Genomic DNA, 19845 nt, shown 5'->3' on the forward strand with positions numbered 1-19845 from the left:
CTAATTCACCTCGCTTGCCATGACAGTCAAGGTATCAGAGATTTCTTGGAACATCTGACGCTCTGTTTTCTCTCCACGGTAGATTTGGTTGTAAAGAATGCCGTCTTTGATAAAGAGTACACGTTTAGCTCTGCTAGCTGCTGCCGTTGAGTGGGTTACCATGAGGATGGTTTGGCCGCGCTCATTGATTTCATCAAACACATCAAGTAAGGCTGCAGATGACTTGGAGTCAAGAGCTCCTGTCGGTTCGTCCGCAAGGAGAATTTCAGGTTCTGTGATGATGGCGCGGGCTACTGCTACACGCTGTTTCTGACCTCCTGAAATCTCGTAAGGGTACTTCTCTTGCAATTGGTTGATTCCCAGATTCTCAGCTGTCACCACCAATTTCTTCATCATCTCCGTAATAGGTCTCCTTGACAAGACAAGCGGAAGCAAGATATTGTCCTTAACAGACAGAGTATCTAGCAAGTTAAAATCTTGAAAGACAAAGCCCAATTTTTCACGACGGAAGCTAGAAGCTTGTGAATTTTTAATGGTTGCTGTGTCAGTTCCATTTAAGTAAACCTGCCCACGACTTGGTTTATCCAGCATAGCTAGAATATTGAGAAGAGTGGATTTACCAGAACCAGACTCACCCATGATGGCAACGTAGTCACCCTTTTCTACGGTAAAGTGAATGTCCTTGAGGGCTTCTACTTGGTTGCCCTGAAAACGAGTTTTATAAATTTTTTGAACGTGTTTTACATCTAAAAGTGTCATGAGAATCTCCTTTCTTAATATCCCATTAAATGAAATGTAGCTTGCATCATAGCGCATCCCAGCTGAACGCGCTCGATTTCTTTGTGGCTTGGTTTTCTTGTTTTCTTATGTAAGATTTGTTTCATGATGTTACTCCTTTGTTCTTTATGAGTCTAGTTTACATCAAAAAAAGACCGCTTGCCATAACCTAACCTTACAAAAGAGACTTTAATCTTACATTTTTGTAAGATTGGAGGAAATGTAAGTAAAATTACTTATAAAATGATTTGATTTCCTATTTTTAAAGTTGTAAAATATAAGTGTGAAAAGGCTTACTTTAGAAAGGAGGAAGCGGGAACTAACATTTGAGTAAGCTTACCTAGATAACATACCATTAAATTTAACACTTGCAAGTCGTTCAACCTATAAGGAAAGAAGGTGCTCCTTAATGAAACACAAAGAACATATACTCATCGGACTTCTCTATCTCCTCTCTCCATTCATCGGTCAGCTCTTAGTTGAAAAGACATACTTTATCGGTACACAATCTACAGCTACTGCTTATGCTATTTGCTGGCTATCAGTTGTTATCAGTATCCATCATTTATCAAAAAATGTATTGTCTCAGCATGAAAAATCAGATTAGAAATCTAAGTTCAAAATAATATTTTTAGTTTGTAGATGAATCTGGAAAAATATTATTAAAAGTAAAAAAGCTTTAAATCAAGTAATTTAGACTATTGATTTAAAGCTTTTTGCGTATTCCAGATCTTTTGTAGAACCTCACCAAAACCAGCCTTCATTATCGTCAATGGCTTGGGCTTCTTTGCGTTTTCGTGGGCCTGTTCCGTACATTTCTGCTTCGATTTCTTCCTTGGTAGGCATGATAGAAGCTAGGATGATATAGATAATCACACCAAGCCCAAAGTTTGCAACTGTAAAAATGGCAAACAAGAAACGAACAAGGGTAACATCAAAGTTCCACTTGTCTGACAGACCCGCCAAAACTCCTGAAATCATGCGATTTCGTCTCATTTTATAAAATTTACTGTTCATGATATTTCCTCTTTCTGCTAGGTTAGACATAGTATAACACGGGTAGGCTCGGCTTTCATCAGTCCTCAGGCTGATTTATCAGTAGCAATTTACCTCTACAAACTCCACAGCGATAGCGTATAGTATCAATCCTTCTCTTGCGATGATAAGTTTGCTGGCAGGATTGACAACGATAAAGCTTGATTGGCTTGGAGTTGTTATTGTGCAAGGAGGGCACAAAGCGTAATCCATCCACTGCTTTCAAAAGTTCCTTAAAATCTCGATCCTTGTGTTGATATCCCTTCCCTTGAAAATAGAGGTGATAATGACAGAGTTCATGTCGGACAATTTTCCTAAAAACGTCCAACCCCAGTTCCTGATAAACCTTGGGATTAAAATCCAGATGCCCATCTTTTGGGAAAAATCGTCCACCTGTCGAACGTAGACGCCTATTCCACTGAGATTGATGGATAAAAGGTCTGCCGAAGTCTTCTAGTGAAACCTGCTTAACGTAATCAGTTAGATTCATCTGGAGCGAGGAGCGACAGATTGACTTTTTCACGTTCAGTATCAATTTTCTTGACCCAAACGGTCACCAAATCTCCGACGGACACCACTTGACTAGGGTGTTTTATAAACTTGCGACTCATGTGGGAAATATGGATCAAACCGTCCTCATGAATCCCAATGTCAACGAAGGCACCGAAGTCAACGACATTACGTACTACACCCTCTAGCTTCTGACCAACCACTAAATCCTTGATATCTAGGACATCTTGGCGAAGTACAGGTGTGTCAAAGGAATCACGGAAATCTCGACCTGGTTTGAGAAGATCTGCAATGATATCTTTAAGAGTTTCTGGACCAAGGTCTAGTTCTTGCGCCATTTCCTTGACTGAAAGCGACTTGAGTTTACTTTGGGCTTCTTCATTTAGGTCCTTGATGTCCAAACGTTTGAAGAGCTCCTTAACGGCAGTGTAATTTTCTGGGTGAACTCCTGTATTATCAAGAATATTGCTACTTTCAGGGATACGGAGGAAACCAGCTGCCTGTTCAAAAGCCTTGGCCCCCAGACGCGGAACTTTCTTAATTTGAGCTCGTGAAGTGATTTTTCCTTCTTCTTCACGGTATTTGACGATATTTTCAGAGATGGTTTTATTGAGTCCAGCTACGTGTGAAAGAAGAGCAGGACTGGCTGTATTGATGTTGACACCGACTTGGTTAACTACCGTATCCACGACAAAATCCAGACTTTCAGACAGCTTCTTCTGACTGACATCGTGCTGGTATTGACCGACACCGATTGACTTAGGATCGATTTTGACCAATTCAGCAAGCGGATCTTGCAAACGACGGGCGATAGAGATAGCCGAACGCTTTTCAACGGTCAAGTCTGGAAACTCCTGACGAGCAAGTTCGCTGGCAGAATAGACCGAAGCACCACTTTCATTTACAATGACATAACTAACCTCAGGAAAATCTTTCAGAACTTCCGCCACAAAGGCTTCACTTTCACGACTGGCCGTTCCATTTCCGATAGCAATAATTTCCACGCCATACTGGCCAATCAAATCTGCCAAATCTTTCTTGGCTTCTTCGATTTGACGAGCAGAGGCTGGTTTGACAGGATAAATAACCTGAGTTGTCAGCATTTTTCCTGTTGTATCAACGACTGCTAGCTTGGCACCTGTACGAAAGGCAGGGTCAAATCCTAGAACCACGCGCCCTTTCAGCGGAGCAACTAAGAGCAGATTGCGCAGGTTGTCAGAAAAGAGTTGGATAGCTCCTTCTTCTGCTTTCTCAGTTAATTCTGTCCGAATGCGTCGCTCAATAGCAGGCAAGACTTTTTTCTTAACAGATTGCTGAACGACTTCATCAATATAGGAATTTTTCACCTTGAAACGAGCAGCAAAGAAAGCTAGAATACGGTCCGTCGCATGTTCAAAACCGACCTTCAAGACACCTAGCTTCTCCCCACGATTGAGAGCCAAGGTACGATAACCCTGCATATTTCCAACCGTCTCTGAAAAATCATAATAAATCTGAAAAACCTGCTTTTCATCAAGACTTTCATCCTTGACTTGAGAAGTGAGTTTAGAGTGTCTCAGCACCTCTTGATAAGTCATGGAACGCAAGGTCACATCTTCCGATAAGGCTTCAACCAAAATATCAACTGCACCAGACAATGCTTCCTTACCAGTCGCAAATCCTTCACAGACAAACTTTTCAGCCTCTTTCTCTAAGTCCGCTACATTCTGCAAGATTAAGCGAGCAAGCGGAAAGAGACCAGCTTCACGAGCAATAGTTGCCTTGGTCCGACGCTTTTCCTTGTATGGAAGATAGAGTTCTTCTACATCTGCTAATTTTTCAGCAGCTAAGATAGCCTCTTCCAACTCCTTGGTCAGCTTGCCTTGTTCTTGAATTTTAGCCAAGACAGCTTCCTTACGGTCGTTGAGATTTGTCAGACTTTTATCCATGTCGATAATAGCCTTAATCGCCACCTCATCCAGACTACCAGTCATGTCCTTGCGATAACGCGCAATAAAGGGAATAGTCGCCCCTTCAGCTGTCAAACTTAGAACAGTATCAATTTGCTTTAGCGTCACTCCCAAATCCTGGGAGATTTTTTCATATTTTTTATCCATGAATCTATTATACCACAAGCTGGAAGGCTTGCTCCAATCCTTTTCATACTCAATGAAAATCAAAAAGCAAACTAGGAAGCTAGCCGCAGGCTGCTCAAAATACTGTTTTGAGGTTGTAGATAAGACTGACGAAGTCAGCTCAAAACACTGTTTTGAGGTTGTGGATAGAACTGACGAAGTCAGTAACCGTACTACGGAAAGGCGAAGCTGACGTGGTTTGAAGAGATTTTCGAAGAGTATCAACTATCGAAAACAAATTAAAAAACTCCCTTTTCCTTAAAATAATAGTATAATAGAGGTAGAATTTAGAATCGAGGTACACCTATGGCTGTAAAATTTACAAAACGAGACGACTTGGACAAGATGTTTGAAGAGTTTGCTAAACTCCCAGATTTGAAACAAGTCACTTTCCCTGATGACAAAGAGAAAAAAGCCAAAGCAGAAAAGAAAAACTAGATGACTGCTTTCCAACAACTCCCATCTAGTGTGCTTCAAACTGGAGCCATTTTTCTCTCCATTATCATTGAAGCCCTTCCCTTCGTTCTGATAGGAAGCATTGTCTCAGGGCTGATTGAGGTTTATATCACACCTAACAAGGTTTATCATTTTCTCCCTCGAAATCGTTGGGGGAGAATCTTTTTTGGGACCTTTGTCGGTATACTTTTCCCTTCTTGTGAATGTGGAATCGTCCCCATTATCAATCGTTTTCTGGAAAAGAAAGTTCCCAGTTACACGGCTGTTCCCTTTCTCGTAACAGCACCTGTCATCAATCCCATTGTTCTTTTTGCGACCTATTCTGCCTTTGGTAATTCCTTCCACATCGCCCTGTTACGAGCTCTGGGTTCCATCGTTGTGGCTGTAATACTAGGAATTTTTCTGGGATTTTTCTGGCAAGAACCGATTCAGAAAGAAAATCGGTTGGCCTGTCATGAGCATGATTTTTCTCACTTAAGCCCTGCAAAAAAGGTTTTTCAGGTTTTTGTGCAAGCAATTGATGAATTTTTTGATACGGGACGTTATTTGGTATTCGGCTGTCTCTTTGCCTCTGTTATACAGGTCTATGTTCCGACACGGATTCTGACCTCTATCAGTGCGACCCCTCTTTTTGCCATCTTGCTCTTGATGCTTTTGGCCTTTCTTCTGTCGCTCTGTAGTGAGGCGGATGCCTTTATCGGTGCTTCTCTTCTCTCGAGTTTCGGTTTGGCACCAGTTCTGGCCTTTCTGGTGATTGGCCCAATGCTGGATATCAAAAATATTCTCATGATGAAAAATTACTTGAAAGCACGATTTATCAGTCACTTCATAACGATTGTAACTCTTGTCGTCTTAGTCTATTCTCTCTTGATTGGAGTCATCCTATGATTCGATTTTTAGTTTTAGCTGGCTATTTTGAACTGACTATTTACCTCCATTTGTCGGGCAAATTAAACCAGTACATCAACATGCACTATTCCTATCTGGCCTATATCTCCATGGTGCTTTCCTTTATTTTGGCAATTGTTCAACTGTATATCTGGATGAAGCAAGTCAAAACCCACAGTCATCTGAACAGCCGATTGGCCAAGATGACGAGTATTTCTCTTCTGGCTATTCCACTTGTCATCGGCTTAACTTTCCCAACTGTTAGCTTGGATTCTCAGACCGTTTCTGCTAAAGGTTATCATTTCCCCCTATCGGAAGGAACGGATCTGGCCATTCAGACAAGCGAAGGGACGACAAGCCAATATTTGAAACCAGATACCAGTTCTTATTTTTCAAAATCAGCCTATGAAAAGGAAATGCGAACGGCGGCGGATAAATACTTATCCCAAGATAGTATTCAGATCACTAATGAAAACTATATGGAGGTCATGGAAGCTATCTACGACTATCCAGATGAGTTTGAAGGCAAGACAATCCAGTTTACAGGCTTTGTCTATAACGACCCCAGTCATGCCAATAGTCAATTTCTGTTCCGCTTCGGCATTATCCACTGTATCGCGGATTCAGGTGTCTATGGATTGCTGACCAAGGGAAATACCCGGCAATATGAAAACAACACCTGGATAACAGCCAAAGGAAAACTGGTCAATCACTACCATAAAGAACTCAAACAAAACCTCCCAACCTTGGAAATCGAAAGCTTTACCAAAGTCGATAAACCAGAAAATCCCTATGTTTATCGAGCTTTTTAAGGAAAGTAAGATAAAAACGAACAGGCTCTCTTCTGAATGACAGAAAAGAGCCTGTTCGTTTTTTGGTTATATGAAAATTAGTGACTTGTAGATTTTCATCTTATACCATTTCCAGCAATACAAGTAGCTCATAGAAAATAAGCGAGCCACTCATTCATTAGACTAGCGATTTCTTTAGGTGCTTGAGTATAAAGCTCGTGGTCAAAGTTTTCTAAAAAAATAGTATCAAAATAATCTGGCAATTCTTTTAGAGCTTCCTCTCTCCATGTAGCTTCATTAGAATAGCGAGGACTGATAAACAAGGTATCTCCCACTTCTCTCTTAAAAGCTTGTATCTTCCTCCGTAGGCGGAGTATCGCTTCTATATTTTCATAATTTATAACTAACTCATATCTATTATACTGCGCATTCCAGTGATAGGACTGTCTTACAGCTTCCTCCATATTTTCTGACCAATACTTTGCTTCGGATTTTTCTTTAGAAATAAGAACATCTAAGTCCGAAACAACTTGAGATTCAATATAGTTTTTAGTTTCCTCTAACTCTGTATCTAAAGGCAAAATCTTATCTAAATCTAGATAGCCACCATCCAAAAGAATTAGTTTTTTCACTTCATAAAATTCCGATGCAAGATAACGAGCCAAATCTCCTCCAAGAGAATGGCCTATCAGACAAATAGATTCTTCATCTACAATCTCATTTTTAAACCATGATTTCAATTCTGTTTCATCTCGAAGATGCTTTTCATATGGATCTAGAAAATAAATCTGCGAATTTAGTTCTTGAAAAAAATCCTTGCTATGATAGACATTGCTTCCCAAACCGCCAATAAAAAATGTCTTCATTCAGTTACTTAATACTATGCTTATTCATCTTTTGTTCAAAGATAGTCGTGATAATTTGACGCAATTCTTCGCGTTCTTTTTCTGGAATTTCACCACTTGTTTGAGCTGCAACGTAGAGTTCAGGGTGTTCAATTGAAATGCGTTTAATCGTACGTGTTGTAGCATGTTTTCTGACGAAAAATGGGATTCGCTTAATCAAGTCTTGTGGGACTAGTGCAAGAATCTTCTCAGCAGTTTCCTTGTCACTAATCTTAGACGTCGTCAGCCCATTCTTAATCATTTCCTGTTCTTTTTCTGTAAAATCTTTTAATTCCATCTGATTGATCCTCCTATTTTCTCTACCTTAAATTATATATCAATCTGGATAAAACTACAAATGGACTGTCTGGAAATAGGTGCAATACTAAAAAGAAGACGCTGTTTTTACTTCTTAATCTTCCTCCTCAGTCACTTCCCATACTTCTGATTGATAGCCTTCCCCATCAATATCGTATCTTTGGATATAACCAATAAATGTTTCATTTTTTCGTGGTTTTCGACTGTTAATTATCGTACTCACCCATATACCTATAAAGAATAAACATAAAATGCCTAATACTATATCCATGTTAGATTACCTCTAGATATTAACCCACTTATCATTATCCATGATAAAAGGCCGAGCCAGTCCCTCGCCTGTATAGTCCGCATACTTAGTGCCTAAATACTTGTAACAATCTTCCTTGCTGGCAAATTTAATCGCTTGGTAGGGCTCTTCGAAAGTCAATTTCTCTACAAATAAGAAACCGTCATCAGCAGGTACTAAGACGCCAACGTGTCCAATAAACAGATACTCGCCATCCAGATTGTCGTGCAAGACTACAGACAGCATTCGAGCTTTGTCGTTGAATTGAAATTGTGAGAAGAATGTTTCCATCTTTTCAGCGTGAACCTTGACATCTGTAGTTGCTTCAGTTGGAACTCTTGAAAATAGAATATCAAACTCTTCCTTATCTTGTGAATCAAAGACCTTTCCCTTATCAATCGCATCATTATCTAGGAAAAGCAATTGGTCATTCTTTTCAAGCTTGGGAATGGTGACTGAATTTTTCAAAAGACAATAACTATTGATACGGCAGTTGGTCCCAACGAAATCGCCCTTCTTTTGATTCCAAAGGTTACTAATTTTCTCAACATCGTATTCGGTGTGAGTAAAGGAAGTAAAATCTCCCGATAAGCCAGTTGACCCGACAATGGTATTGTAATCATTAACGAGATTAAAAAATGCATCAACACTATTTGGATCCAAATGGGCTGATAAGAGAGATTTGACCTCTTCTGTACTTACCTGATTGTTTAGGTTGGTGTATGAAGCTTTCCATGGCACTTTCGTTGAACTACTTTGCCTTTGACTCGTCTCATTCGAAATTGTAGCATCTTGTTGACAAGCAGCCAAGCCTAAAAACAAGGCAGAACAGATTCCTAATGTGGCTAATTTTCTTGATTTCTTCATCTTTTTCTCCTAAATGTCTTGGATTAAAGTTTCTTTAACTACTGCTTTACAGATATTGATTACTTTCTCATTTAATGTGTTCATCGTCTTTCCCTCCGATTTGTTTTTTTGTTATTTCCTTAAGCTTGATTCAATTATAGTAGGCGTTTCGTGCTCTGTCAACAAATTTTTTACGAAAACACAACAAAGTTTTCATTTTCGTGGATTTCGTGTTATGCTTTACTTACAAAAATAGAAAACGATTTCATCTGTGGATAAAGAAGAGATTGCGATTGTTACAGGCGAAAAATAAAACAATATAGACTAGTAATGGTTAGACTCAATAAGAATTGGGTACTAAGATAGGTATAAGTAAAAACACCATTGGAAATTATGAAAAAAGGGTTAGGTCTACTAAGAAAAATACTATATTTGACTTAGCTAAAGTATTCAGTAGCTTGATTGATGCCCTCTTTCCTCTAGTTCAAAAGGATTCTCCTAGCGATATCCAATCTATCTACAACCAACGGGCACCACCCAGACAAGGTAAATTCCTGACCTATGCCAAGAGGCAACTGTATGAGCAGAAAAACGAAGATAAACGAAGTATCGTAAAAATCATCAGACTGGACGACTACAGACAGACTACTTACTCTCGTGTTAGGTAGTTTATCTCTGCAGGTGGCCACTCGATGCAGGACGACGATTTAGATATGGAGTTTCTATTCTATGAGGATGAAATCCCAGACGACTACGACGCAATCGCTTATGTCGTCAGCAGATCCATGGAGCCAAATATAAGAAACGGCGACTACCTATTTATCAAGAATCCCCCACAGATTGACTATAATACCATCGGCATCTTCCAAGTAGACGGTGCTAACTATGTCAAGAAACTCCGCCAAGGCTACCTCAAAAAACTCAATCCCGAATACCCCGACATCCACCTAGACGAAAGCACCCATATTCGTACCATAGGGAAAGTTGTCAGGCTGTATAGGGAGAATTAAAAAAGGGGGAGAATGGCGATATAAAACAAACAGATTTTAAAAGATTCGAAAAAGTTCATTCTACATTTCAAAAAAAGAATAAGTGAGCTAAAGCAGATTAGATTTTGTGAAACAATAGTGATATGTCAATTTAGAGAAAGGCATTTAAGATCACTTTGCAAAAGGCAAATACTAAACTAGCGAAACCGATAAATCAGCCCCTTAGTTCCCATATTTTCAGGCACACACTCCTTAGTACACTAGCTATAGTGGTTAGAGTGGAACACAAAGACGCTAAAACAATAAATAATATCTGCACTCACGTAAGTAAAAGAATGGAGCAAGCTGCTTTGGAGGTTTTAAATACCATATCATTAAATCGAAAATATATCAGATCGAATCTAGACAAGTAGATTGCGATTGCTAAAACATTTGTAGAAATTCATTTGACTTTCCTAATCAATTTGTGCATATCTTATTTCATACTCAATGAAAATCAAAGAGCAAACTAGGAACCTAGCCGCAAGCTGTACTTGAGTACGGTAAGGCGACGCTGACGTGGTTTGAAGAGATTTTCGAAGAGTATCAATCCATTATGAAAGTTTTGCCTCTTTCTTACCCTCTATACAAAAAAAGCCTATCACACAAGCTCTAAAGCTGGATATGATAGGTTTTTATATTTTTCTTAACGTACTGTGCGGATACGCATTGTGTTTGTGCGAACAGCTTCTCCTACTGGTACACCAGCAACGATAACAATATCGTCACCAGATTCTACAAGACCTGCTTCAACTGCTTTACGTTCAGCAATTTCGAACATATCGTCAGTTGAAGATGGAGCATCTGTTAACATTGGGATAACACCCCAGTTCAACATCAAACCACGTTCTGTCAATTCGTCAAATGTCAATGCTAAGATGTCAGCATTTGGACGGTATTTAGAAATCAAACGTGCAGTGTGACCTGTCTTAGTAAGAGTTACAACCAATTTAATGTCCATTGAGTTAGTCGCATCTTTAACAGCTGAAGCCATTACTTCTGTCTTAGAGTTACGTTCGAATGAATCTGAATCCAAACGTCCGTATTCATTAAGAAGAGTTTGAGCATTCTTGTCGATTGTAGCCATTGTAGTTACTGACTCGAGTGGGTATTTACCGTTTGCAGACTCGCCTGATAGCATTGTAGCGTCAGTACCGTCGATAACAGCATTAAATACGTCTGATACTTCTGAACGAGTTGCACGTGGTTTTTCAGTCATTGTTTCAAGCATGTTTGTTGCAGTGATAACAACTTTACCTGCAGCATTGACTTTCTTGATAATCATTTTTTGGTAAACTGGAACCATTTCGAATGGTACTTCGATACCCATGTCACCACGAGCGATCATGATACCATCAGCTGCTTCGATGATTTCATCCAAGTTATCGATACCTTGTTGGTTTTCGATTTTAGCGAACAATTGAACATGTCCGTTTCCAGTTTCTTCACAGATTGCACGAACTTCGTTCACATCTTTTGCAGTACGTACGAATGAAATCGCGATGAAGTTGATACCTTGTTCAAGACCGAAACGGATATCGTCGTTATCGCGTTCAGCAAGAGCTGGGAAAGGAATTTTAGTGTTAGGGATGTTCACACCTTTTTGTTTAGCAATTACGCCATCATTTTCAACTTCAACTTCAAACTCACGAGTTGCGTCATCTTTAGCAACAACACGAAGACCAAGTTTACCATCGTCAACCAAAACTTGACGACCAACTTCAACATCATCATAAATATCAAGAGCACCAGCAACGTTCAATGCAATCACTTCACGAGTTGATTTGATTCCTTGTTTAGTTGCAACACGGATTTTTTCACCAGTTTTGTATGAATATTCTTTAGCTTCACCTTCGAACAATTCTGTACGGATTTCTGGTCCTTTTGTATCAAGAAGGAAACCAACTTTTTTACCTGCAAGTTTTTCAGCAAGTTTAACAGTTGCCATACGCTCACCTTGTTCTTGGTGGTCACCGTGTGAGAAGTTGAAACGGAATGTGTTAGCACCAGCTTCAATCAATTTAGCAATGTTTTTAGCTGAAGCTTCAACATCAAGTTTTTCACCCCAGTATCCGTCATCACCGAATTTTTTACCACCACGGATTTCTACCGCAGGACCCAAAGTTGCAACGATTTTTACACGTTTGTTCATGATTTTTTGTGACTCCTTTATATATATGACCTTTTGGTCTTATTAACTAAATTATGAATTATGACAAGCAATTGTTCAATTGTGACAGGTCAAGATCAGCTTTGTGTGGATTATTTACAATAATCTTACCGTCTGCTGCCAAACTAAACAATGCTCCTTCTTCTGCAGTACCAAGAATTGGGTTTTCAACCATTTTTTCGTTACGAATACCTACCGCAACACCACCGATACCTTTTTTAAGAAGTTTAACGGCATGGGCACCCATACGTGACGCCAATACACGGTCACGCGCAGTTGGAGAACCACCACGTTGAATATGTCCAAGTTCTGTCACACGAAGATCGGTCGTATCTCCTGCTTCTTTCAGTTTTTGAGCAAATTCATCTGCTGACATAACACCCTCTGCCAAAACGATGATATTGTGTCTTTTACCACATTCATAGCCAGCTTTGATACTTGCTACGATATCTTCAATTTTGAAGTCTTCTTCAGGGATGATAATTTCATCAGCACCAGTTGCGATACCAGCCCAAAGAGCGATATCACCAGCGTTACGCCCCATAACTTCGATGACAAAAGTACGACGGTGACTTAATGATGTATCACGAATCTTATCGATAGCGTCCATAGCAGTCGTAACCGCTGTGTCAAAACCGATTGTGAAGTCAGTACCAACGATATCGTTATCAATTGTACCTGGAAGACCGATAGCTGGGAAACCATGCTCAGTCAAACGCATAGCACCGTGGTAAGATCCGTCACCACCGATAACAACTACACCTTCAATGCCGTGTTTTTTCAATTGCTCAATCCCTTTAAGTTGCCCTTCAAGTTGAGCGAACTCTGGGTAACGAGCTGAGTGAAGGAAAGTACCACCACGAGAAATGATGTTTCCTACTGAAGCCGCATTTAAGGGATGAATTTCACCGGCAACCATACCAGCATATCCGTCATAGATACCAAACACTTCCATTCCTTCTGAAATTGCTTGACGAACAACTGCACGGATAGCAGCGTTCATACCAGGGGCGTCTCCACCACTAGTCAAAACAGCAATACGTTTCATATTGGTTATGCTCCTTTTTCTTTTAACATTCTTATTGATTATACCACATTTGATTTTAAAATTCTTCTATTTTCCGTATTTTTAGCGATAAATCGTTTTCATAACGATTTCATTCAACTTCGCTTCTAATTCATTGGATTTAGCTACAAAATGATGGGGAGAAACGATTGTTTTCTGTTCCTCTTCATACCTGATGATGACTGGGATTTGGCCTTTATATTGGTCTAAAATACGTGAAATTTCTTGATCCGAATCATGATTCTTCACCTGTATCCAAAAGCGTTCAGCAACTGCTTCTCTTATTTCTTGTGCAATCATTTGCAGACGGCCATCACGTGACTGGATTTTTCCTTTTATATAGTAGAAGGCTCCCTCTTTTATTTCCTGCCCAACTTGACGATATAAGTCTGAAAAGAGAGTGACATCCAATTTTTTCTTACTGTCATCTACCTGTAAGAAAGCCATATTTTCACCCTTTTTGGTACGAATTACTTTTATTTTCTGAACTTCAACCAAAATAATAGCGTAGCTATTTTCTGATAAATTTCCGATTGGGGTAATCGGGTAAATAGCTTTACTTGCGATAGTTTGTAGGGGATGTTTGCTAACACCTATCCCTAAAAGCTCTTGTTCCATATAGAATTTTTCTTGCTCTGTCCAATCTTCCGATTCCTGCCAACTATAAATAGTATCTCCAAACAAACTTCCTAACTCTTTCACAAATTCAAATAGATTAACTAAATTATTGAATACTTTTTGACGATTTCTTTCAAATAAATCGAAAAGACCAACTTTTACCAAAGGTTCTAGCAGAGGAAGTTTCAGATAATTCTCAGGTAATTTAGCTATAAAATCTTCAATGTTAGAATAGGGTCTGTTTTCAAGAATCCAAAGTGCCAAATCCTTGCTGACTCCCTTAATCGATTTCAATCCTAGATAGATGGACTTGTTGGCAATTTTATCGTGATAGGGAATGGTGTTGATGGACAGAGGCGCCACTTCAAAGCCTGCTTCTAAGGCATCTGTTAAGTAATCACTGTTGGCAGAATTCAACATGACCTGATAAAAAATGGCTGGATAATGCGTTTTGAAATAAGCCAACTGGAAAGCCAAGGCTGAGTATGCATAGGCATGAGATCGGTTAAAACCATAACCTGCAAACTTCTCCATGACATCAAAGACCTGCTCTGCCTTTTCCACAGTATGACCAGCTTCTAATGAACCTTGAATAAAGGAAGCCCTCATCTCATGCATGGCAGAGGCATCCTTTTTCCCCATAGCCCGACGCAAAATATCGGCTTTCCCAAGACTAAATCCAGCAAATCGCTGAGCAACCTGCATAACCTGCTCCTGATAAAGCATGATACCATAGGTTGGAGCCAAAATATCCTCCAGTACTGGATCCAGAACAGTCACTTCTTCCTGCCCATGCTTTCTTGCCACAAAATTATTGATGTAGTCACTAGCACCTGGTCGATTTAGGGAAGTAGTTGCTACGACATCTTCAAAACAAACTGGTTGGACACGCTTGAGCAAGCGAATGGCACCCGGTTGCTCAAATTGAAAGATACCTTTTGTATTTCCAGAGGCAAATAAAGCTAACGTTTCGTTGTCTTCCAAATCTATTTCTTCTATTTTCAGATGAATATCTTCTGTTTCAGCAAGCAATTCTTGCATTTTCTGGACAAAGGTCAAATTTCGTAGTCCCAGAAAGTCCATTTTCAAAAGCCCACTAGCTTCAACTCCATGAGCATCATACTGAGTCAGTGGAATTTCATCACCATGCTTTAGAGGAATGTAGTTGGTCAAATCTTGGTCACTGATTACAACACCAGCTGCATGGACAGAGGTTTGTCTTGGATAGCCCTCAATCTTGCAGGCAATGTCAAAGGCTTTTTGGTATTCTAACTTACTATTGATTTGCTGACGAAACTGGAGATTGCCCTCATAGGCCGACTTAAGATTGTCCCGAAAACTGATTTTCTTGGTAATTGCAGATAATTCATACTCGGGCACACCATAGCGTTTCAAAACATCTCGCAAGGCCTGCTTGGCGCCAAAGGTAGAAAAAGTAACGATTTGCGCCGCATGTTTACTACCGTATTTATTGCCAACATACCTGATAAAATCTGGACGATAAATATCAGGAATATCAATATCAATATCAGGCATGGTATAGCGTTCACGATTGAGGAAACGTTCAAAAATCAGATTTTTCTCTACTGGGTCAATTCCTGTAATGTCCAAGGCATAGGAAACCAAGCTACCAACTGCGGAACCCCGTCCCATGCCCATATAATAACCATTCAAGCGTCCAAAACGCAGCAAATCCCAGACAACCAAGAAATAATCATCAAAACCCATATCATGAATAACAGCCAATTCTTGGTCTAGTCGATCTTGATATTCTTTACTAGACAATCCCTTCTGGGCAAGCCCAAGCTCAGCACGTTCTCTCAACTCTTCTACTGCTGGTCTAGCTGGGTTAAAACGAGGCAGTTTCAAACTAGTATCCAAATCGTAAGAAATACCTGAAATAAGCTTTTCTAAGTTTTCCAAGGCTTGCGGAAATCGTTCTAGGAATAATTTCTCTAAAGAATTTGCTGATATAAAGACATCTTGTCGTGAACGCAAGGGAACTTCTCTGAGCGGTAGGTTTTCTTTAATTGCTGTTAAGACTTGCAGAACTTCTCTATCCCTACTTTCAAAGACATTGACCCGATAGAGGGGTAAGATAGGACGATAAAATTCGCTTACCAGTGTTTCCGGATAAACCCCTATATAGTAATCACAGCCTAGATTTAGTGATTCAAGCTCTTCAAAATAAGGCACAATTACCGCGATATCCTCTAGGTACTGAGACAGGACTGACCAAGTTTTCTCCCCCTGCATCTTGGCTGTTGAAAGCTTCATCAACTGCTGATAGCCCACACTAGATAGAGCTAAAAAGCGCAGATTCACTTCCTGAGCATCCACAAATACAGTCATTTCAAGCCCTAATAAAGGATGAATGCCATATTTTTTTGTAACCTCTAGAAAGTCAAAAGCACCATAAAGATTATCAATATCCATTATAGCCAGATGAGTGTAGCCGAATTCTTTAGCTGCTCTCACATACTTGGTGATTGAAATGACACTCTCCATAAAACTATAGACTGTTTTTGTATCTAGTTGTGCGATCAATTTACACTTCTCCTCTATCCTTCTCACTATATTATACCATTTTCACCTATAAAAGGCTTCTCTTGAGAAAAATTTCATCAGCGTACTAATTTACTTTTTATTCATTTGTGTTTTTGTCATTATTTTTTATATTTATACTATATTATATATAAAATAGAAAACATACAATATAAATCTCCTAGAATTTTTATATTATACCCATTACGTCTATTATTACACTGTTCTCTATATTGAATTTAGCACTTTATTCATTTTTATTGGATTATTTCCTTTTGCAGTTAACAATTCCCTTTCTGCTTTTTTTTTGATATAATAACCTTAACTATCATTCTATATGGAGGTTCTATGCGTTTTAATCAATATAGTTATATCACTTTTCCAAAAGAAAATATCTTATCTGAACTAAAAAAATGTGGCTTTGATTTACAAAACACAGCCAATCCCAAGGAATTACTGGAAACTTTTTTACGTCGCTTCTTTTTCACTTATGAGAACACCGACTATCCACTCTCCTGCTTGGCTATAGACAAAGAAACTAACATATTAACTTTTTTCAAATCTGATAAAGACTTGACAGCAGATATTTTTTATACTGTTACTTTTCAACTTTTAGGCTTTTCTTATTTGGTTGACTTCGAAGACAGTGAAGCTTTTCGTAAAGAGACTGGATTTCCTATTGTATACGATGACTTGATTGAAAATCTCTATCAGTTACTCAATACTCGCACCAAAAAAGGGAATACCCTGATTCATCAACTGGTAAGCGACGGTCTTATCTCTGAGGATAATGACTATCACTACTTTAACGGCAAAAGTTTAGCAACTTTTTCCAGCCATGATGTCATTCGTGAAGTCGTTTACGTTGAGTCTCGTGTCGATACTGACCAAAAAGGTCTTCCAGACTTAGTCAAGGTCAGCATTATTCGTCCTCGTTTTGATGGAAAAATCCCTGCCATCATGACAGCCAGCCCTTATCATCAGGGAACAAATGACAAGGCAAGCGATAAGGCTCTCTACAAGATGGAGGGCGAGCTTGAGGTAAAGCCTGCTCATAAGATTGAACTAGAGGAACCTCAACTCAATCTCGTCCAACCCCAAGGCCAAGCTGAGCTTGTGTCGGAAGCTGAGGAAAAGCTAAGCCACATCAACTCTAGCTATACTCTTAATGACTATTTCCTTCCACGAGGTTTTGCCAATCTCTATGTGTCAGGTATTGGTACCAAAGACTCTACTGGTTTCATGACTAATGGAGACTACCAGCAAATCGAGGCTTATAAAAATGTCATCGATTGGCTTAATGGCCGTTGCCGTGCCTTTACTGACCACACGCGCCAACGTCAAGTCAAAGCTGACTGGTCAAACGGAAAAGTTGCCACAACTGGACTTTCCTATCTTGGAACTATGTCCAATGGGCTTGCGACTACAGGCGTCGATGGTTTAGAAGTAATCATTGCTGAGGCTGGCATTTCTTCATGGTACAACTACTACCGTGAAAACGGTCTGGTAACTAGTCCAGGCGGTTATCCCGGTGAGGACTTTGACTCCCTTGCTGAGTTAACCTATTCTCGTAATCTCTTGGCTGGCGACTATATCCGTGGCAATGAAGCTCACCAAGCTGACTTAGAAAAAGTAAAGGAACAACTAGATCGCAAGACCGGCGACTATAACCAGTTTTGGCATGATCGCAACTATCTGCTCAATGCCCATAATGTAAAAGCAGAGGTTGTCTTTACCCACGGTTCACAGGATTGGAATGTCAAACCACTTCATGTTTACCAGATGTTCCATGCCCTTCCTAATCATATAAACAAGCACCTCTTTTTCCATAATGGTGCCCATGTTTATATGAATAACTGGCAGTCCATTGATTTCCGTGAAGCCATGAATGCCTTATTGACTAAAAAATTACTGGGACAAGATACAGATTTCCAACTTCCTACTCTTATCTGGCAGGACAATACAGCTCCACAGACTTGGCTATCACTTGATAACTTCGGTGGGCAAGAAAACTTTGAAACCTTCTCACTTGGGCAAGAAGAGCAAGCTATTCAAAACCAGTACCCAGATAAGGATTTTGAGCGTTATGGTAAGACCTACCAGACCTTCAATACGGAACTCTATCAAGGGAAAGCCAATCAGATTACTATTGACCTGCCTGTGACTAAAGATCTCCACCTGAACGGTCGCGCTCAGCTTAATCTTCGTATCAAATCCAGCACAAACAAGGGGTTCTTATCTGCTCAACTACTGGAACTTGGTCAAAAGAAATACCTACAACCTTATCCAGCTATTTTAAGTGCTAAAACCATTGATAATGGACGCTACCACATGTTGGAAAATCTCTGTGAATTACCATTTAGGCCAGATGCACAACGAGTCGTGACAAAAGGCTACCTTAATTTACAAAATAGAACTGATCTACTGTTAGTAGAGGATATTACTGCAGATGAATGGATGGATGTGCAATTTGAACTGCAACCAACTATTTATAAGCTAAAAGAAGGAGATACTCTTCGTTTAGTCCTCTATACTACTGACTTTGAAATCACAATCCGTGACAATACCGACTACCACTTGACTGTCGACCTCACTCAGTCCACACTTACAATACCTTACTAAAAAAGGAGTTAAATTATTATGAATAAATCTGAACACCGCCACCAACTCATACGCGCTCTTGTTGCAAAAAACAAGATTCATACACAGGCTGAGTTGCAAGCCCTTCTTGCTGATAACGACATTCAAGTTACCCAGGCAACTCTCTCACGCGACATCAAAAATATGAACCTGTCAAAAGTCCGCGAAGAAGATAACGCTTATTATGTTCTTAATAATGGTTCCATCTCAAAATGGGAAAAACGTTTGGAAAACTATATGGAAGATGCCCTCATCATGTTGCGACCTATTCAGCACCAAGTCCTACTCAAAACTCTTCCTGGTCTAGCACAATCGTTCGCGACAATTATTGATGCTCTTGATTTCCAATATATTATCGCAACCCTTTGTGGTGATGATGTTTGCCTTATCATCTGTGAAGATACAGATGCTGCTCAAAAGTGCTTTGAAGAACTGAAAAAATTCGCCCCACCATTTTTCTTTGAAGAATAATAAATGACTACAACTAACAATTATGCTTTAAAAAAACCTGGTAGAAAGTCTTTAACATCAGAAAACGCATAGTATCAAGTGTTGAAAACCCTTGATACTATGCGTTTTGCTTTATCCTAGGAAGATTTATACTCTTCGAAAATCTCTTCAATCTCCGTCAACATCGCCTTGCCGTGGGTATGGTTACTGACTTCGTCAGTCTTATCTACAACCTCAAAACAGTGTTTTGAGCTGACTTCGTCAGTCTTATCTACAACCTCAAAACAGTGTTTTAAGCAGCCTGCAGCTAGTTTCCTAGTTTGCTCTTTGATTTTCACTGAGTATTACTTCATTTTCTCCTGCAATTGAATTCTTGCTCGGCTTTTTGTTTTCTATTTCTTTAAAATCAAAGTAGCTCTTT

At 39.6% G+C, this 19845-nt stretch carries 19 protein-coding genes and 1 pseudogene; 8 read left to right on the plus strand and 12 right to left on the minus strand.

Annotated elements, in window-relative coordinates; translation table 11 throughout:
- Window positions 1–759 carry an ABC transporter ATP-binding protein gene (locus OC529_RS05270; RefSeq protein WP_000173358.1) on the minus strand — a complete coding sequence of 253 codons (759 nt, stop codon included), beginning with the start codon at window positions 757–759 and terminating at the stop codon, window positions 1–3.
- Window positions 760–1186: 427 nt separating this feature from the next.
- Between OC529_RS05270 and OC529_RS05275 the strand changes: the two genes are divergently transcribed.
- Window positions 1187–1384 (plus strand): hypothetical protein, encoded by a 198-nt coding sequence (locus OC529_RS05275; protein WP_061439469.1) that lies wholly within the window; start codon window positions 1187–1189, stop codon window positions 1382–1384.
- A gap of 137 nt (window positions 1385–1521) precedes the next feature.
- Here OC529_RS05275 and OC529_RS05280 read toward each other — a convergent pair whose 3' ends face one another.
- From OC529_RS05280 to OC529_RS05290, 3 genes are read right to left on the minus strand one after another with little or no spacing between them, the layout of a single operon-like run.
- On the minus strand, window positions 1522–1794 hold the full coding sequence (locus tag OC529_RS05280; RefSeq protein WP_001085044.1) for a PspC domain-containing protein: 273 nt from the start codon (window positions 1792–1794) through the stop codon (window positions 1522–1524).
- A gap of 58 nt (window positions 1795–1852) precedes the next feature.
- On the minus strand, window positions 1853–2302 hold the full coding sequence (locus tag OC529_RS05285) for a SprT family protein (RefSeq protein ID WP_262081760.1): 450 nt from the start codon (window positions 2300–2302) through the stop codon (window positions 1853–1855).
- The gene (locus OC529_RS05290; protein ID WP_262081662.1) at window positions 2289–4418 is read right to left on the minus strand and encodes a Tex family protein; all 2130 of its coding nucleotides are present in this window, start codon (window positions 4416–4418) and stop codon (window positions 2289–2291) included. The genes OC529_RS05285 and OC529_RS05290 overlap by 14 nt, the downstream gene beginning before the upstream one ends.
- 52 nt (window positions 4419–4470) lie before the next feature.
- On the opposite strand from OC529_RS05290, the gene OC529_RS05295 reads away from it, so the two are divergent.
- The 4 genes from OC529_RS05295 (at window position 4471) to OC529_RS05310 (ending at window position 6592) form a co-directional block, all read left to right on the plus strand.
- Window positions 4471–4629 carry a hypothetical protein gene (locus tag OC529_RS05295; protein WP_262081663.1) on the plus strand — a complete coding sequence of 53 codons (159 nt, stop codon included), beginning with the start codon at window positions 4471–4473 and terminating at the stop codon, window positions 4627–4629.
- Between the two features lie 113 nt (window positions 4630–4742).
- Window positions 4743–4874 (plus strand): SPJ_0845 family protein, encoded by a 132-nt coding sequence (locus OC529_RS05300; protein WP_000268685.1) that lies wholly within the window; start codon window positions 4743–4745, stop codon window positions 4872–4874.
- Window positions 4875–5780 carry a permease gene (locus tag OC529_RS05305; RefSeq protein ID WP_173217521.1) on the plus strand — a complete coding sequence of 302 codons (906 nt, stop codon included), beginning with the start codon at window positions 4875–4877 and terminating at the stop codon, window positions 5778–5780.
- Window positions 5777–6592 (plus strand): TIGR03943 family putative permease subunit, encoded by an 816-nt coding sequence (locus OC529_RS05310; RefSeq protein ID WP_050224185.1) that lies wholly within the window; start codon window positions 5777–5779, stop codon window positions 6590–6592. The genes OC529_RS05305 and OC529_RS05310 overlap by 4 nt, the downstream gene beginning before the upstream one ends.
- 128 nt (window positions 6593–6720) lie before the next feature.
- Here the strand turns inward: OC529_RS05310 and OC529_RS05315 are convergent, their stop codons facing one another.
- From OC529_RS05315 to OC529_RS05330, 4 genes are all read right to left on the minus strand, one after another.
- Window positions 6721–7437 carry an alpha/beta fold hydrolase gene (locus tag OC529_RS05315; protein ID WP_262081664.1) on the minus strand — a complete coding sequence of 239 codons (717 nt, stop codon included), beginning with the start codon at window positions 7435–7437 and terminating at the stop codon, window positions 6721–6723.
- A gap of 4 nt (window positions 7438–7441) precedes the next feature.
- Window positions 7442–7753 carry a hypothetical protein gene (locus OC529_RS05320; RefSeq protein ID WP_262081665.1) on the minus strand — a complete coding sequence of 104 codons (312 nt, stop codon included), beginning with the start codon at window positions 7751–7753 and terminating at the stop codon, window positions 7442–7444.
- A gap of 114 nt (window positions 7754–7867) precedes the next feature.
- On the minus strand, window positions 7868–7996 hold the full coding sequence (locus OC529_RS05325; RefSeq protein ID WP_262081764.1) for a hypothetical protein: 129 nt from the start codon (window positions 7994–7996) through the stop codon (window positions 7868–7870).
- Window positions 7997–8056: 60 nt separating this feature from the next.
- Window positions 8057–8929, minus strand: a complete 873-nt coding sequence (locus tag OC529_RS05330) for a DUF4300 family protein (protein ID WP_262081666.1) — start codon at window positions 8927–8929, stop codon at window positions 8057–8059.
- A 329-nt stretch (window positions 8930–9258) separates the two neighbouring features.
- Between OC529_RS05330 and OC529_RS05335 the strand changes: the two are divergent.
- Window positions 9259–9918, plus strand: a pseudogene (locus tag OC529_RS05335) (S24 family peptidase).
- Between the two features lie 664 nt (window positions 9919–10582).
- Here the strand turns inward: OC529_RS05335 and pyk are convergent.
- The 3 genes from pyk to OC529_RS05350 form a co-directional block, all read right to left on the minus strand.
- On the minus strand, window positions 10583–12088 hold the full coding sequence (gene pyk, locus OC529_RS05340) for a pyruvate kinase (RefSeq protein ID WP_050224194.1): 1506 nt from the start codon (window positions 12086–12088) through the stop codon (window positions 10583–10585).
- Between the two features lie 58 nt (window positions 12089–12146).
- Window positions 12147–13154 (minus strand): 6-phosphofructokinase, encoded by a 1008-nt coding sequence (gene pfkA / locus OC529_RS05345; RefSeq protein ID WP_000820871.1) that lies wholly within the window; start codon window positions 13152–13154, stop codon window positions 12147–12149.
- A gap of 81 nt (window positions 13155–13235) precedes the next feature.
- Entirely contained in the window at window positions 13236–16337 is a 3102-nt protein-coding gene (locus OC529_RS05350; protein WP_173253396.1) for a DNA polymerase III subunit alpha, read from the minus strand.
- A gap of 345 nt (window positions 16338–16682) precedes the next feature.
- Between OC529_RS05350 and OC529_RS05355 the strand changes: the two genes are divergently transcribed.
- Together OC529_RS05355 and OC529_RS05360 are read left to right on the plus strand one after the other, a co-directional pair.
- Window positions 16683–18956 carry a Xaa-Pro dipeptidyl-peptidase gene (locus tag OC529_RS05355; protein WP_173212264.1) on the plus strand — a complete coding sequence of 758 codons (2274 nt, stop codon included), beginning with the start codon at window positions 16683–16685 and terminating at the stop codon, window positions 18954–18956.
- Between the two features lie 18 nt (window positions 18957–18974).
- Entirely contained in the window at window positions 18975–19445 is a 471-nt protein-coding gene (locus OC529_RS05360; RefSeq protein ID WP_173253394.1) for an arginine repressor, read from the plus strand.
- A gap of 116 nt (window positions 19446–19561) precedes the next feature.
- On the opposite strand, the gene OC529_RS05365 is transcribed toward OC529_RS05360, so the two are convergent.
- On the minus strand, window positions 19562–19762 hold the full coding sequence (locus tag OC529_RS05365) for a hypothetical protein (protein ID WP_262081667.1): 201 nt from the start codon (window positions 19760–19762) through the stop codon (window positions 19562–19564).
- Between the last annotated feature and the right edge of the window lie 83 nt (window positions 19763–19845).

This window comes from Streptococcus sp. Marseille-Q5855, from assembly GCF_946901985.1.
Lineage (GTDB): Bacteria > Bacillota > Bacilli > Lactobacillales > Streptococcaceae > Streptococcus.